The 14,263-nt window shown below is 67.2% G+C and carries 11 protein-coding genes, 1 pseudogene and 1 riboswitch; of the genes and pseudogenes, 3 read left to right on the top strand and 9 right to left on the bottom strand.

All coding sequences use genetic code 11. The features are described from left to right. The coding region (locus tag W5W_RS16330; protein WP_017195839.1) for a hypothetical protein at positions 1-1,082 on the bottom strand (1,082 nt) is incomplete at its 3' end. A gap of 356 nt (positions 1,083-1,438) precedes the next feature. Between W5W_RS16330 and W5W_RS0113860 the strand changes: the two genes are divergently transcribed. After that, positions 1,439-2,908: a hypothetical protein gene (locus W5W_RS0113860; RefSeq protein ID WP_017195837.1), complete on the top strand. Its 1,470-nt coding sequence runs from the start codon at positions 1,439-1,441 to the stop codon at positions 2,906-2,908. A gap of 14 nt (positions 2,909-2,922) precedes the next feature. On the opposite strand, the gene W5W_RS0113855 is transcribed toward W5W_RS0113860, so the two are convergent. The 3 genes from W5W_RS0113855 to W5W_RS0113845 all read right to left on the bottom strand — a co-directional run bounded on the left by W5W_RS0113855 (position 2,923) and on the right by W5W_RS0113845 (position 4,470). Then, on the bottom strand, positions 2,923-3,285 hold the full coding sequence (locus W5W_RS0113855; protein ID WP_017195836.1) for a GntR family transcriptional regulator: 363 nt from the start codon (positions 3,283-3,285) through the stop codon (positions 2,923-2,925). A 95-nt stretch (positions 3,286-3,380) separates the two neighbouring features. Further along, complete coding sequence (locus W5W_RS0113850) at positions 3,381-3,671, bottom strand: hypothetical protein (RefSeq protein ID WP_081486257.1); 291 nt, start codon at positions 3,669-3,671, stop codon at positions 3,381-3,383. Between the two features lie 88 nt (positions 3,672-3,759). Then, positions 3,760-4,470 (bottom strand): TetR/AcrR family transcriptional regulator, encoded by a 711-nt coding sequence (locus tag W5W_RS0113845; protein WP_017195834.1) that lies wholly within the window; start codon positions 4,468-4,470, stop codon positions 3,760-3,762. A gap of 132 nt (positions 4,471-4,602) precedes the next feature. Between W5W_RS0113845 and W5W_RS0113840 the strand changes: the two genes are divergently transcribed. Continuing rightward, positions 4,603-6,009, top strand: a complete 1,407-nt coding sequence (locus W5W_RS0113840) for an MFS transporter (RefSeq protein WP_029574350.1) — start codon at positions 4,603-4,605, stop codon at positions 6,007-6,009. Between the two features lie 208 nt (positions 6,010-6,217). On the opposite strand, the gene W5W_RS0113835 is transcribed toward W5W_RS0113840, so the two are convergent. From W5W_RS0113835 to purH, 4 genes are all read right to left on the bottom strand, one after another. Further along, the gene (locus tag W5W_RS0113835; RefSeq protein WP_008730666.1) at positions 6,218-7,207 is read right to left on the bottom strand and encodes a malate dehydrogenase; all 990 of its coding nucleotides are present in this window, start codon (positions 7,205-7,207) and stop codon (positions 6,218-6,220) included. Between the two features lie 165 nt (positions 7,208-7,372). After that, positions 7,373-8,713 (bottom strand): dicarboxylate/amino acid:cation symporter, encoded by a 1,341-nt coding sequence (locus W5W_RS0113830; RefSeq protein WP_029574349.1) that lies wholly within the window; start codon positions 8,711-8,713, stop codon positions 7,373-7,375. 196 nt (positions 8,714-8,909) lie between these two features. Next, positions 8,910-9,305 carry a DUF3017 domain-containing protein gene (locus tag W5W_RS15130; RefSeq protein WP_238533365.1) on the bottom strand — a complete coding sequence of 132 codons (396 nt, stop codon included), beginning with the start codon at positions 9,303-9,305 and terminating at the stop codon, positions 8,910-8,912. 167 nt (positions 9,306-9,472) lie between these two features. Next, positions 9,473-11,242, bottom strand: a complete 1,770-nt coding sequence (purH, locus tag W5W_RS0113820; protein ID WP_017195830.1) for a bifunctional phosphoribosylaminoimidazolecarboxamide formyltransferase/IMP cyclohydrolase — start codon at positions 11,240-11,242, stop codon at positions 9,473-9,475. Between the two features lie 23 nt (positions 11,243-11,265). Further along, a riboswitch (ZMP/ZTP riboswitch) is annotated at positions 11,266-11,354 on the bottom strand. Positions 11,355-11,472: 118 nt separating this feature from the next. Here purH and W5W_RS0113810 point away from each other — a divergent pair. Beyond that, the gene (locus W5W_RS0113810; RefSeq protein WP_238533364.1) at positions 11,473-12,738 is read left to right on the top strand and encodes an integrase catalytic domain-containing protein; all 1,266 of its coding nucleotides are present in this window, start codon (positions 11,473-11,475) and stop codon (positions 12,736-12,738) included. 159 nt (positions 12,739-12,897) lie between these two features. Here the strand turns inward: W5W_RS0113810 and W5W_RS15880 are convergent. Next, a pseudogene (locus W5W_RS15880) lies at positions 12,898-14,103 on the bottom strand (D-serine ammonia-lyase); the annotation flags it as partial. Positions 14,104-14,263 lie beyond the last annotated feature (160 nt).

The following is a 14,263-nucleotide window of genomic DNA, read 5'->3' as shown; positions in this document are numbered from 1 at the left end:
CCCGCATAATCGGGCATCACACCGGTGTCCTGCCTGAAGGAGTCATCACTCTGCGCAGCCCCTCCCCAATCAGGCGATTGGCCGTAGTAGTCGCTGGGATCACCGTAGTAATCGGCCGATACGCCATATTGAGCCGGTCCCGGGTCGGACGCCTGCGGCACCTCAGGAGCCTCGACCCCGCCGAGGTAGACGCGACCGGTTCGCGGATCGATCCATTCCTCCCCCTCGGCCTCAGCCCGCTCCTTCTCCCGCATCTCTCTGCGCGAGAGCGGACGGTTCGGATCACCGATCTGGGGAATTCCCGCGGTGGACACGCCATCGGCCTGAGCAAGCCGAGCCGCCCGCTCCGCGGACCGAGCACGTCGCTGCTCATCGGCGCGACGCATCTGGATATCGATAAGAAGCAGGAAGACGCCGACGAGCAGCAGGAGTCCGCCAAGAACAAGGCCGGGAACGAGCCAAGGCGTCGACACCTTGCGCGGCCACGACAGGGAGATATTGGGGGCGGGGGAAGAACCGTCGGTGGCGGCCAGAACGACCATATCGGTGTCCTTGGCATCGACCTCGAGCGTGACGCTTCCCTTGTCCGTCACGGTGTTCTGCCACAGGTCTGACGTGGCCGGGTCGGCATTGGACGCTTCCAGAATGGTGCAGCCGTTCTCATCAAGGCTCGGGGCGGACGTCGGCCCAGGAGTGGCATTGGGATCGCCCGAGGCGCTGGGGGCCGCCGCCGGGTCATCCCCGCACCTGGTCGTGACATCAGTGGCCGACAGCTTCTCCCAGCTCTCCATGCCCGTCACAGACACGTACGGGTCATTGGCGAGCCACGCATTGACATCGGCGGAATGCCCCACAGCGAGGAAGACGTCTTCACCGGAGTCGGCCGTCGCAGTGACGGTGACCTTGGAGTCGACTCGACTGAGGACGCCCGGCTGTGTGACGACATAGTTCTGGGTGGGTGATGCGGCGAGAGTCGCCTTCGCGGTCGCGCTGGGCCGCCAGACGGTGGCGGAGCAGACGGCCAAGACAATGGCGAGCAGGCCGAGGACGGCGATGATCGCGCTCAGGATCCGTCGGTTCACGACGTGGCTCTCCTCAAGGTCGTGGACATGGCACCGCTGTCACCGGCCCCTGCGCCCAAGATGCTGGTGACTCTGGTTACCTAATTACCTAGTGATCTGGTGACACAGCCACCCGGGTGCAGACATTGCCCAGAATCGCATGTTCCTCTCGTCCGTGCGAGGAAGCTCGCCGAAGATCACAGGACCTGCGCCCTCAGCGGAAGAACCGCTTCCGACGGCATGTCGAGCCTGTCCTCTCCGACGTCGGAGCACAATCTCATCACCATCAGGCTCTCAGAACCTAGCCGCAAGGGGCTCTCTCATGACTACGATTGAGTCACAGCGGGCCGCGGCGGCCCGCTAGAAGGAGGAGTGACGTGGCCGAGGGGTCTTCTGAGGAGTTCGCCATCACCATGCGTGGGTACGACCGCACCCAGGTCGACCAACGCATCAAGGCTCTTTCCCGTCAATTGGGAGACGCCCGCCGCGAGGTCGCCAGCCTCGATCAGCGGGCCATGACGCTTGCCGGCGAGCTCGCCGACGCTCAGCGTCGTCTACGCGAGGCCGACAAGCCCACTTATGCCGGGCTCGGATCGCGCATCGAGCAGCTTTTGCGCAGTGCCGAGGAGCAGAGCACTTCGGTGCTCTCCAAGGCCAACGCCGAGGCCGACGCGCTTCTGGCCCGCACGCGCGCCAATGCCGCTCACCTGTCCGAGCGCAGTTCCTCCGAGGCTGCCACGATGGTCGCCGATGCCCGGCGGGAGGCTGCCGAGCTGCGTTCCCACAGCGAGGCCGAGTCGTCCACCATCCTGGCCAACGCCCAGGCGCGCGCGGACGAGCTCGTCGCTTCGGCCCAGCGCAAGGCGGATCAGATCACCTCCGAGGCCAGGGCGAATGCGACCGAGGCCCGTTCCGCGGCTGACCGTGACGCGCAGTTGACGGTGGCCGCCGCCAAGAAGTCCGCGGCCGAGATGACCGTGACGGCTGAGCGCGAGGCCAGTGAGACCAGGGAGGCCGCGGAGTCGGCGGCCGACGCTCTGCGGCGCTCCTCGCAGGACCAGGCCGATTCGGTGAAGGAGACCGCAGCCGAAGAAGCCCGCATCACGGTGGAGAAGGCGCGGGCAGAGGCCGAGTCCCTCCTGTCCGAAGCCCGTAGCGAGGCCGAGTCGCTGCGGCGCTCGAGCACGGCCGAGGCCGAGGCCGCACGGGCCGAGGCCACGGAGCTGCGTCAGCAGGCGCTCCTGGAGATCGCGGCCGCTCATGAGACGGCGGCCGAGGAGGACTCCGCCGCCCACGAGGCCGCGCGGCGTCACATTGAGGAGATGAACCAGCAGGCGCAGGAGCAGGCCGCCCAGGCGGAGGCCCGGCTCGAAGAGGCCCTGGCCCGCGCGGAGGCGGTCCGCTCCGAGGTGGACGAGTCGCTCCGCTCCCGGCAGGAGGAGGCCACGCGCTTGGCGGAGGACACCGTCAACCAGGCCCGTATGGAGGCATCGGCGCTGCTCGAGGACGCTCGTGCCGACGCCGAGGTCGAGAAGACCACCATGATGCGTCAGATCAAGGAGCTCGAGCGGCAGCGCGACTCGGTTGCCGGCTATCTGGAGGAGATGCGCGGCGTGCTCGGCAACATCATGCCGCAGGCCCCAGAGTTCTCCGACGTCATCAGTGCCGCGCTGGCGACCGGCGTGCCTCAGGCCGCCGGACTGTCAGAGGTCACCTCCGGCAGCACCGACTCCGCAGGCTCCCCCGAGGCTGCGCAGAGTGCGGACTCCCCTGCGAGCAGCGCCGCGGAGAACGACCACTCCCTTCAGGAGGATCTGCTGAGCATGGGCGGCCGCAAGCGTCGCTGAGCCCGGTCGCACTCTCACGACCAGGCGCGCCGCACGAGGGCCAGGGTTTCCTCCCGGGTCACCCCCAAGTTGCGCATGGTCGTCACGAAGCGCATCGTCTCCCGCTCAGCCGCGGTATCGGCGAGGTCCATCACGTAGGTGCCGTGACGACCCCGCCCCTCCACCACTCCCTCGAGCTCAAGCTCGCGGTAGGCCTTGGCGACTGTGTTGACGGCAACGTCAAGTTCAGCCGCCAAGGCGCGTGTGGTGGGCAGGCGCACGCCTGCGGCCAGACGTCCTGATGTGACGTCGACACGGATCGCAGAGCAGATCTGTGCGAAGACCGGCTCTGCGGAATCCGGGTCTAAAGCGATGCGCAGGCGGATAGGGGCGGCCATGAGTTCTAGTGTGCGCCCGATCACTCACATCCGCATCTTGAGACAGGCCGCAGGGTGCTGGTATGTGCGATTCCTCCAACAGCACCGACGAATTGCTACCAGAGGCCACGTTCCCAGCATGCCGAGTGCCAGTGCCGACGCTCCTCCAGACCGCGATCCGGACCGAAGAGGGATTCGTTGGACCAGGCGACGACATGCGGCGTTCCCGGCGCAATGCCCCGGTTGCAGCCAGGACAGGTATAGGGCTTGTCGCCGCTGCGCACGTGGCGCACGGTGAACTCGGCACCGCCCGGCCCGGTCTGCGTGCGCGGCATTGAGCCCAGGCGCCCCATATCGAGCGGGCGGTGCTCAGCGCGGTAAGGCCGTTTGGAGCTGCGTCGTGCCATGGCCCGACCCTATCGCTGAGCCCCGGAAGCGGCCGCACGAAGGCGATGAAAGGCAGCGGAGCACGCGCGGACTAGCGGACTAGTCGCCTCACGTCGCCTTCGCTCCCGACAGGTCTTCGATCCCCGCGATGATGCGGGCGAGACCGAAATCCATGTCCTGCTCAGTGCCGTCTGCCAGCAAGCCGGTAGTGAATACCTGGCGAGTCATCGGGAAGGTACTCTCATCGAGAAGTGCCGGAAGCCACGATACGGGCTCTTGAGACGGCAGGGCCATCGTCCTGTCGAGCTCTCGCCCGAGGTAGGCGACATTGCGAACATGACCGTCTATGAGCAAGGCGGCGTCAAGCAGGTTCTGCAGCCCCAGCCCCGTCTGCGCGAGCGGCTGCAAGAGGCGCTCGAACCAGAGGAGCCGATTCGGCGTCGCCGACATTCCGATCAGGGGGGCTTCTAAGAGCCAGGAATGCGCGCTGTAGCGCGCTGACATTCCCGCAGCCCACAGCCTGACACCGGCCTGCCAGGTCGGCGCCTCGGCGATTTCTGCGGGCGGGGCGCCGAGCGCGGTGTCGATCATGAGCAGGATCAACTCGTCTTTGGACTCGATATAGCGATATGCGGCCATCGTGCCCGCCCCGAGTTGCTCGCCGAGTTTGCGCAGGGATAGACCCGCGAGCCCGCGCTTGTCCGCGACCTCGATACCCGCCTGCACGATGCGGCCGACGCTGAGCCCCTCACCCGTAGAGGCCCCACCTCGAAGCCGCCAGGCCAGGGCAGCCCAATGCGGCGGTACTGCTTCGGACATACAACCTCCTGCTTGCTGCCACGAAACCTTCTGCGTACAGTGTACACATGGCATCTGCGTACGGTGTACGCAGATATGTAGATACGCAGCTACGCGGCTCTGTCGCTTTCGAGCCTGGGAAGAAGTACGGATATGACTAACAGACTTGCCGCCACCGTTGTTCTCATGGTGGCGACGTTCATGGACCTGATGGACTCCACCATCACCAATGTCGCGCTGCCCGCCATCAGCGCGACCCTTGAGGCCACGCCCGCCCAACTCGAATGGACGCTCGCCGGCTATGTGATCGCCTTCGCGACGCTCCTCATCACGGGCGGTCGCCTGGGCGACATATTCGGCAGGCGCAGCATCTTCCTCATCGGCGTCATCGGCTTCACCGTCGCGTCCGGGCTCGCCTCCCTCGCGTGGAGCGGTGACATGCTCGTGACGACTCGCGTCGTGCAGGGCGCATTCGCCGGCATCATGGTGCCGCAGGTGCTCTCGAGCGTGCAGGTCATGTTCGCGCCGGAGGAACGGGGGCCGATATTCGGCGTCGTCGGTGCGCTGAGCGCAATCGGCGCGATCGCCGGACTGCTCCTCGGCGGGTGGCTGGTCACGGCGGATGTACTGGGAACAGGGTGGCGCAGCATCTTCCTCATCAACGTCCCGGTCGGCATCCTGCTGGTCGCCGCCACAGTGCTATTCGTCCCCAACAGCCGCTCGGAGCACCCGGTGGGGCTCGACCTCGCCGGCGTCGCACTGGGCGCACTGGCCGTATTCCTGGTCGTCTTCCCCCTGACCGACGGCCGCGCAGCCGGCTGGGCATGGTGGATATGGATGATGCTCGTCGCCGCACCCTTCGCGATCGGCCTGTTCATCCGGCAGCAGCGGCGCAAACTCTCCGCGGACGGCACCGCGCTCCTGCCCCTGCCGCTGTTCCAGAATCGGGGGTTCTCCAGCGGACTGCTCGTGCAGGTGGTCTCATCGGTGGGGAACGGCGGCTACTCGCTCGTGCTTCTGTTCTACATGCAGGCGGCTCTCGGCTTCACAGCATTCTCGGCAGGACTCGCACTGCTCCCCATTGGAATCGGCTCGATGATCGGAACACCGGTCGCCATGCTCCTCATGAAGCGGCTCGGGAAGCAGGCGGTGCTGCTCGGCGGCGCGCTCCAGGCGGCAGCCTTCGGCTGGGTCATGATGGTAATCAAGTCCGAGGGGAGCGACCTCAGCGGCTGGAGCCTCACGCCCGCCCTCACAGTCGCCGGCATCGGAATGATGGTGCTGATCATGCCGCAGACCTCAATCGCCCTGGATACCGTCCCCACAGCCGAGGCAGGCGCAGCATCCGGCACCTTCACCACATTCGGACAGGTGGGCATGGTGCTCGGGGTCGCTCTGGCAGGCGCTGTGTACTTCGGCGAGATCAGCGACACCGACGACGCGCAGGCCGCGGCTACCGCGGGCCTGTGGGTCATCATCGCCGCATACGCCCTGGCCGGGATCGCCGCGCTCACCATGCCCAGCGTCCGAATCGGCTCCAAGGAGGACGGCGAGACGTGATCAGCCGACCGGTCCACGGTGACGGCCAGTACCGGCAGCGCCGGCCGTGCAGGTCGTGCCAGTCAGTGCCGGCCGTGCCAGTCAGTGCCGACTATGCAGGCCATAAGGCCACGTCGGTTCACCGGCTTCACCATGAGGGACGCCCCCGGCAGCGGTGCTGCCGGGGGCATCTCGTCTATGCGCGCATGCGCATCGGTCAACGAGACCGTCAGATGAGACCCATCTCGGCCACGGCCTTCTTCTCGTCCAGAAGCTCCGACGCCGAGGCGTCGATCCTGCTGCGGGAGAAGTCATCGATCTCCAGGCCCTGGACGATCTTCCACTCCCCGTCCTCGACCGTGCAGGGGAAGGAGGAGATGATGCCCTCGGGCACGCCGTACGAGCCATCCGACATGATCGATGCCGAGGTCCACGAGTAGCCCTCGACGCCCAGGCACCAGTCGTGGACGTGGTCAACGGCGGCGGAGGCGGCCGAAGCGGCCGAAGAGGCGCCCCGGGCGGCGATGACGGCGGCACCGCGCTTGGCGACGGTCGGAATGAAGTCGTCCTCCACCCAGGCGCGATCCGCGAGAATGTCGGTGATCGGGGAGCCCTTGACCGTCGCCTGCGTGATGTCGGGGTACTGGGTCGAGGAGTGGTTGCCCCACACGGTGACCTTGTCCAGATCCGTCACGTGACACTCGGCCTTGGAGGCCAGCTGCGCCAGGGCGCGGTTGTGGTCCAGACGGGTCATCGCGGTGAAGCGCGAGGCAGGGATGTCCTTGGCGTGCGAGGCAGCGATCAGCGCATTGGTGTTGGCGGGATTGCCGACCACGAGCACCTTGATGTCGTCTGCAGCGCCGGCGTTCAGGGCCTCGCCCTGGGGGCCGAAGATGCCGCCGTTGGCGGACAGCAGGTCGCTCCGCTCCATGCCGGCCTTACGCGGCATGGAGCCGACGAGGAAGGCGATATTGGCCCCCTCGAAGGCCTGCTCGGGGTCATCGAAGATGTCGACGCTGCCGAGGTTCGGGAAGGCGGAGTCGAACAGCTCCATCGCGGTGCCCTCGGCGGCCTTGACGGCCTGCGGGATCTCGAGCAGACGCAGGTTGATCCGCTGGTCGGGACCGAGCAGGGAGCCCGAGGCGATGCGGAAGAGCAGCGCGTAACCGATATTTCCGGCGGCACCGGTCACGGTGACGTTGACGGGGGCGTTGGCCATGAAGACTCCTTCGGAATGACGTATCACTCGGGCCGCGAGCAGTGCAGCCCATGGCACGAGCCTACGGCGAGGGGCCGCTGATGACCCGGGACGATGGTTTCGCCACTGATGTAATCCCGGTCATACGGAGGGATCGCGCGACCGCCGGCCGGGACGGCCGGCGCCTCAGCGCGCGGCATCGGCTCCGGCCGTCTCAGCGGAGGACTCCAGCTCCTCGGGACTCACCACGCCCTCAACACTGACGCGGTCGAGGTACTTCATCCCGTCGAAGGCGAGCTCGCGGGCATTCTCCGGATCGCCGTCATCGCGGATCTGTCCGCCCGCGAGACGATCGATGACGATGGCGATGGCGCCATCGCCGGTGACATTGGTGGCGGTGCCGAAGGAGTCCATGGCGATGTAGGTGGCGATCATCAGGGCGACCTGCGCGTCGTCGAAGCCGAGCATGGACGACAGCAGGCCCGTGGCCGCCATGATGGCCCCGCCGGGCACGCCCGGAGCGGCAACCATGGTGATGCCGAGCATGAAGATGAAGCCCACCCACTGCACGGTCGAGACGCTCAGCCCCTGGGTGAGCACGATCGCGAAGGCGAAGGCGAAGATCTTCGAGGTCGAGCCGGCCAGGTGGATAGTGGCGCACAGTGGAACGGTGAAGGAGGCGACGGCGTCCGACACGCCGTTCTTCTTGGTCTGGGCCAGCGTCACCGGAATCGTCGCCGCCGATGAGGAGGTGCCCAGCGCGGTGAGGTAGGCGGGCATCATGGTGGCTGCTGCGCGCACGGGGTTCTTCCCGCCGATGAATCCGGCCACGACGTACTGAACGCCGAGGATGACGACCTCCAGGACGAGGACGACCACCACCACTCGCATCAGGGCGCGCATGACGGACCAGGCCTCGCCCGTGTAGGTGAGGTTCAGGAAGATGCCGAAGATGTGCAGCGGCAGCAGCGGAATGATGATCCGCTCGATGAGTCTGGTGATGATCGCCCGGAACTCGATGAAGCCCTTGCGCAGAACGCCTCGCGGCACCATCGACAGGCCGATCCCGAGGACGAAGGACAGCAGCAGCGCCGTCATGACCGGAACGGGCGCCGGCATCTCAATGCTGAAGTAGGTCTCCAGCGCGCTTCCGGGCTCTTCGACGTCGGACAGGGCAGTTCCCGCGAGCAGGCGCGGAAGGAATCCCGCGCACACGACATAGGTCAGGAACCCCGAGAAGAGGGTCGAGGCATAGGCGATGGCCGTGGTGATGCCGAGCCATTTGCCCGCGCCCCTCCCGAGATCGGCAATCGCCGGCGTCACCAGGCCGATGATGATCAGCGGGATGGCGAACGACAGGAACTGGCTGAAAAGGTCGGAGAACGTGGCGAAAATACGGCCGGCGGCCTGCGGGATGAACGGGCTCCCACCGATCTTGATACTGCCCAGAACAAGAGCGAGAACGATCGCGGCGAGTACCCACACGAGGATGCCACTGGCTGAGAGCGCCCTGCGAAGATATGACACGGAACTGCCTTTCGGCCGGGGAAGGCGGCTGGGAACCGCCACTGCCAGAGCGCAGCATGCCATAGGACGGGCGACGGCCCGCCATTGTACCTGCGACTGTACCTACAATTGTATCTGTGACTGAGCGCTCGCCGATCGCCGCCCGGCCGCCGATTCACCCCGGCGCCGGCGGGCACTCGGCTCAGCAGCGCCGGTGCTAGGCGACCCGCGGCAAGCCCGCGTAGTACGTCAATGCGAACAGTGCGGCCGCCAGAAGAATCCCGAAGACGACATCGAAGACGCGGCCGCGGGCGGCGATCCATGTTCCTTCGGGCCGCTGCAGACGCAGGAGTGCGAGCAGCAGCACTCCTGCGCCGAGCCACATAACCGCCAGCCGTCGATGACCCAGCAGGGATATCGCGGGAACCATCATCAAGCCGACGGCCACAGCGAGGACCGCCAGCGTCCGATAGGGCTCCTTGTGCTTGGCGGGCGGCCGGGCGGCGGGCAGCCCCGCCTGCGCCCAGGCGTCCTCTGCCGCACTCCGCCCCTCATCCTCAGGCTGATCGGCATCGGAGCTCTTCGGCATGGTCTGGTCCTGGCTCACAGCCATCATCGTAGTCGTCGATACTGCGGATCCGGCATCGTCGAAGCATCGTCGAAGACCGCAAGAGCCGCAGTAGGCGCACGAGAAAAACAGGGGCAGAGCAGAACGGCAGGCGTAGCCGCGGGACGACGGCGATCAGCCGGTGCGACTGCTTCGCCGCTGCGGACGCGGCGTCAGTGGGCGAAGTGACGGGCACCGGTGAGGTACATGGTGACGCCCGCCGCCTGGGCGGCGGCGATGACCTCATCATCGCGGATGGATCCACCGGGCTGGACGACAGCGGTGACACCGGCGTCGACGAGGACCTGGAGGCCATCGGCGAAGGGGAAGAAGGCGTCGGAGGCGGCCACTGCGCCGCGAGCGCGCTCGGGCGGCGCGGCCTGGAGGATGTCAGCGGCGTCGCCGCCGCCCACGGCGCCCTTCGCCGTCGCGTCCGAGGCGGCTGCATCGCCGGTGGATCGCGCGCCGAGAGTATTGGCGCGCTCGACGGCCAATCGGCAGGAGTCGACGCGATTGACCTGCCCCATGCCGACCCCCACGGTCGCGCCGTCCTTGGCCAGCAGAATGGCGTTGGAGCGCACCGAGCGGACGGCCTCCCAGGCGAAGCGCAGGTCGGCGAGAGTCGTCTCATCGGCCGCCCGGCCGGCCACGAGCCGCCAGGTCGACGGGTCGGCGTCACCGGCCTGGTAGGAGTCGCGCTGCTGGATGACGGCGCCGCCGGAGACCTGCTTGATCTCATAGCCCTCGCGCCTCGGCGGCGAGACCACGAGCAGGCGCAGGTTCTTCTTGGCAGACAGGATCTCCAGGGCCTCCTCGGCGAAGGCGGGGGCGGCGACGACCTCGGTGAATATCGGCTTGATCTGCCGGGCCATCGCGGCGGTGACGGTGGTGTTGGTGGCGATGACGCCGCCGTAGGCGGAGACGGGGTCGCAGGCGTGAGCCCGGCGATGGGCCTCGGCGGCATCGCCGGCGGCGGAGACGGCGATACCGCAGGGGTTGGCGTGCTTGACGACCGCCACCGTGACGGCATCGCCATGATCGTAGGCGGCCCGGAGCGCGGCATCGGTGTCGGTGTAGTTGTTGTAGCTCATGGCCTTGCCATGCAGTTGGCGGGCTCCGGCCACTCCCCCGCTCTCGCCAGGGATGCGGTAGACGGCCGCGGCCTGGTGCGGATTCTCCCCGTAGCGCAGGCTCGCGAGGCGCTCGTAGCCCACGCCGACATAGGCGGGCGGAGCGGAGATGGAGGCTCCGGCCCCCGCAGCGGAGTCTGCTGCGTCGTTCTCGACCTGTTCAACCTGCTCGGCCAGCCACGTGGCGACGGCGGCGTCGTAGGCCGCCGTATGCGCGAAGGCCCGGGCGGCCAGAGCCCGGCGCTGGGCCAGGGTGAAGCCTCCGGAGCGCACGGCTGCAGCGGCCTCGTCGTAGACGGCGGGATCGGTGACGACGGCGACACCGGGATGGTTCTTGGCGGCAGCTCGCACCATGGCGGGCCCGCCGATGTCGATCTGCTCGATGCAGGCGTCGAAGGGGGCGCCCGAGGCGACAGTGTCGGAGAAGGGGTAGAGGTTGACCACCACCAGGTCGATCGGGGCGATATCCAGTTCCGCCAGCCGGCTCATGTGCGCTGTCTTGCGACGGTCGGCGAGGATACCGGCGTGGATGGCGGGGTGGAGGGACTTGACCCGCCCTTCGAGGCATTCGGGGAATCCGGTGACGTCCTCGACCCGCGCCACCGGCAGACCCGCACCGGCGATCGTGGCGGCGGTGGAGCCCGTGGACAGGATCTCGACACCGGCCTCGACGAGGGCGGCGGCCAGGTCGGTCAGACCGGTCTTGTCGTAGACGGAGATCAGGGCCCGGCGCACGGGTACCCGCTCCGGGCTGATCAGCCCCTCCGTGGGGACGTGCTGGGTGGGGACGGCGGACTCGGGCTGCTTGGCCACAGGCGCTCCTGGTTCGATCGGTCCGGGGACGCCCAGGCGGGCGACGTCCCCTGCTCATGATCGGTGACCGCTCCCCGGTGGTGACCCACCCTCGCCAGTCGCGGCCGACCCCAGTCTAACCGCTCCGTTTTCTCGGCTCAGCCCCGCGACGAGACTCATGAAGGATGCCCGCGTAAGAGGGTCGGTGCCTCATGTAGGACTGCCCGCGAAGCTCGTGGACCGTGGTGGGCATGGGAAGTGGGTTGTCGATGCGGGCCAGGGCCGAGATCACGGGAAAGTACGCCAGGGTGTACACCAGGGCGTCGAAGAAGGACAAGGGACGGATCCTTGATGAGGTCTGCGCAGTCACTGGCTGGAGTCGGGACAACGCGCGCCGACGCCTGGTGGCCGCAGCCAGGCGCCCACCGGGTCGCCGAAAGTCGGCGGAGCGCAGGGCTAGAGCCCGCAGGTACTCCTACGACGCCTTGAAGGTGCTCCAGCGAGTGTGGGCCGCCAGCGGCGGGCAGTGCGGCAAGTACCTCAAGGAGTCCATGCCGCTGCTGCTGGACCTGCTGGAGGCGAGCGGTGAGCTCGACGACGAGCCGCGCTACACCCCAGCCGTCAGAGACGAGCTGGTGGCCATGAGCGCGGCGACCATTGACCGCTACCTCGCCCCGGTGCGGGCTACCGAGCAGCTGCGGGGCAAGTCGACGACCAAGGCCGGTCCGTTGCTGCGCAGCTCCATCAAGATCCGCAAGGCTGGTGACGAGATCGAGGCTGAGCCTGGGTTCTTCGAGGTCGACACCGTCGCCCACTGCGGGCCGACCCTCAAAGGAGAGTTCACCCGGACTGTGAACATGACAGACGTGCTCACGGGGTGGACCTTCACTCGCTCAATCCGAAACAACGCTGAGAAGCACATCATCTCCGCCCTGGACGCCGCCGTGGGATGCGTCCCGTTCCCCGTTTTGGGCATGGACTTCGATAACGGCTCAGAGTTCATCAACCACAGCGTGGTGCGCTGGGCCGGGGACCTGGACATCTACTTCACCCGCTCACGCCCCTACAGGAAGAACGACCAGGCCACCATCGAGTCGAAGAACAACCACCTGGTGCGCCGCTACGCCTTCTACTACCGCTACGACACCAGCGAGGAGCGCGAGGTCTTGGGCCGTCTCTGGGAGCAGGTCAACGTCAAGCTCAACTTCCTGACCCCCACCCGCAAGCCCATCGGATGGGGCACCGATAAGGCCGGCAGGCGCAAGCGCCTCTACGACGCTCCTCGTACCCCATTGGACCGGCTGCTGGACACCAGCGCCCTGACCAAGGCCCAGAAGACTGACCTGGTCTCGTACCGCAACCAGCTCAACCCCGCCTCTATCACCCGCCGCATCATCGAGCTCCAGGACGTTCTCATCCGCCTGGCCAAGGACAAGACCGACCAGCTCTACCTCGCCCAGATCCCAAGCATCCTGCCCGACGTCCACAAAGGCGTACGAGTCAGGAAAGCCTCCTAACCACCCCTCAACCTGGCGGGCATTCCTACATGAGGCACCGAAGACACTTCGCGGGCACCTTGACATGAGGCACCCCGCCCGACGAGCCGCCCGGAGCAGTTCTTGACCTCTGCGCACGTACTCGCTCATCTCAGGTCGTGGCACCATGCTGCCGCCGGTAGCCCAGACGATATGGGTGGCGCGCTCGAGGGTCCGATCGTCCAGGCCGAGACGCGCCCGGTAGTCCGCGTCCTCGGCCACGCGCACGGGTCCCAGGAGGCCGGCTGTCGCGGAGGGCTCGACGTCGATCCCCTCGGCCTCGTGCAACTGCGCCAGCAGGGTGTAGAGGTGATCGTCATCGACGGTGACGAAGCCATCGATGAGGTGCTGCATGGCCCGACCGACGAAGCCCGAAGGGCGTCCGCAGGCGAGCCCATCCGCAGCAGTGACGTTATCGATGCCGAAGTCCTGCACGCTCATGGCGCTGTGGAGACCCGTGTAGACGCCCAGGAACATCGACGGGCAGTGCGTCGGCTCGGCGAAGACCACCCGGACCGCATCGCCGAACTCGACCTTGAGGCCGAAGGCGACCCCGCCCGGGCCGCCGCCGACCCCGCAGGGCAGGTGGACGAGAAGGGGGTGCCGCTCGTCGACCGTGATATCGAGGGCCTGGAGCTGCCCGGCGAGCCGGTGGGCGGCCACGGAGTAGCCGAGGAACAGGTTGCGGGAATTCTCATCGTCGATGAAGAAGCAGGTCGGGTCGTCCTCCGCCTGTGCGCGCCCCCGCCTGACGGCCTCGGAGTAGTCCGACGCGTGCTCGACCACCTCGACGCCGTGGGCTCGCAGCATGTCCTTCTTCCACTGCCGCGCATCGGCGGACATGTGGACGACGGCCCTGAAACCCAGTTCGGCGCTCATCACGCCGATCGACAGCCCGAGATTCCCGGTGGAGCCCACGGCGACCGAGTATCCCGAGAAGAAGTCTGCGGCCTCCGGCCCGGCCAGGACCGCGTAGTCGTCGTCATAGCCGATCAGGCCCGCCGAGACGGCGAGGTCCTCGGCATGCTTGAGCACCTCGTAGATCCCGCCCCGGGCCTTGATCGATCCGGAGATCGGCAGCTCGGAGTCGAGCTTGAGCCAGAGGCGACCGGCAACGGCATGGCCGCAGTCGCGCTCCATATCGGCCTGCATCGAGGGGATTGCGACGAGCGGCGACTCCAGGATGCCCAGGGTTGCACGCGTATCGGGGAAGACGGCGGCCAGATACGGCGCGAAGCGCTTCAGACGCGCCGCGGCGTCCTCGATGTCGGCCCGGGCGAGCCCGACGTCGGCGAGGCCCTCGGCGGCGCCGCGGATGTCGGGATTGAACCAGCTGGTCTCGGTCATCGCGGTCAGCGGCTTCAGCAGCGGCAGGGCCCCGGCCCATTCCTCTGCGGTGCGGCCGTGGATGCGTTCAGATGAGGTCAGTGGAGTTGATGAGGTCATCAGTGCTCACAATGCAGTGATTATGCAGTGATTACAGAGTTGCCAAGTTCCCGGAGTTGCC

Origin of the sequence: Actinomyces massiliensis 4401292, from assembly GCF_000269805.1 — a bacterium.
Taxonomy (GTDB): domain Bacteria; phylum Actinomycetota; class Actinomycetes; order Actinomycetales; family Actinomycetaceae; genus Actinomyces; species Actinomyces massiliensis.
This window is presented reverse-complemented; position numbering and strand designations above follow the sequence as displayed.

Coding starts and splice junctions, on each gene's coding strand:
- W5W_RS0113855 (WP_017195836.1), bottom strand. CDS start 3,285: ATGGCCGCCCCTATCCGCCTGCGCATCGCTTTAGACCCGGATTCCGCA.
- W5W_RS0113850 (WP_081486257.1), bottom strand. CDS start 3,671: ATGGCACGACGCAGCTCCAAACGGCCTTACCGCGCTGAGCACCGCCCG.
- W5W_RS0113845 (WP_017195834.1), bottom strand. CDS start 4,470: ATGTCCGAAGCAGTACCGCCGCATTGGGCTGCCCTGGCCTGGCGGCTT.
- W5W_RS0113840 (WP_029574350.1), top strand. CDS start 4,603: ATGACTAACAGACTTGCCGCCACCGTTGTTCTCATGGTGGCGACGTTC.
- W5W_RS0113835 (WP_008730666.1), bottom strand. CDS start 7,207: ATGGCCAACGCCCCCGTCAACGTCACCGTGACCGGTGCCGCCGGAAAT.
- W5W_RS15130 (WP_238533365.1), bottom strand. CDS start 9,305: ATGGCTGTGAGCCAGGACCAGACCATGCCGAAGAGCTCCGATGCCGAT.
- W5W_RS0113810 (WP_238533364.1), top strand. CDS start 11,473: ATGGGAAGTGGGTTGTCGATGCGGGCCAGGGCCGAGATCACGGGAAAG.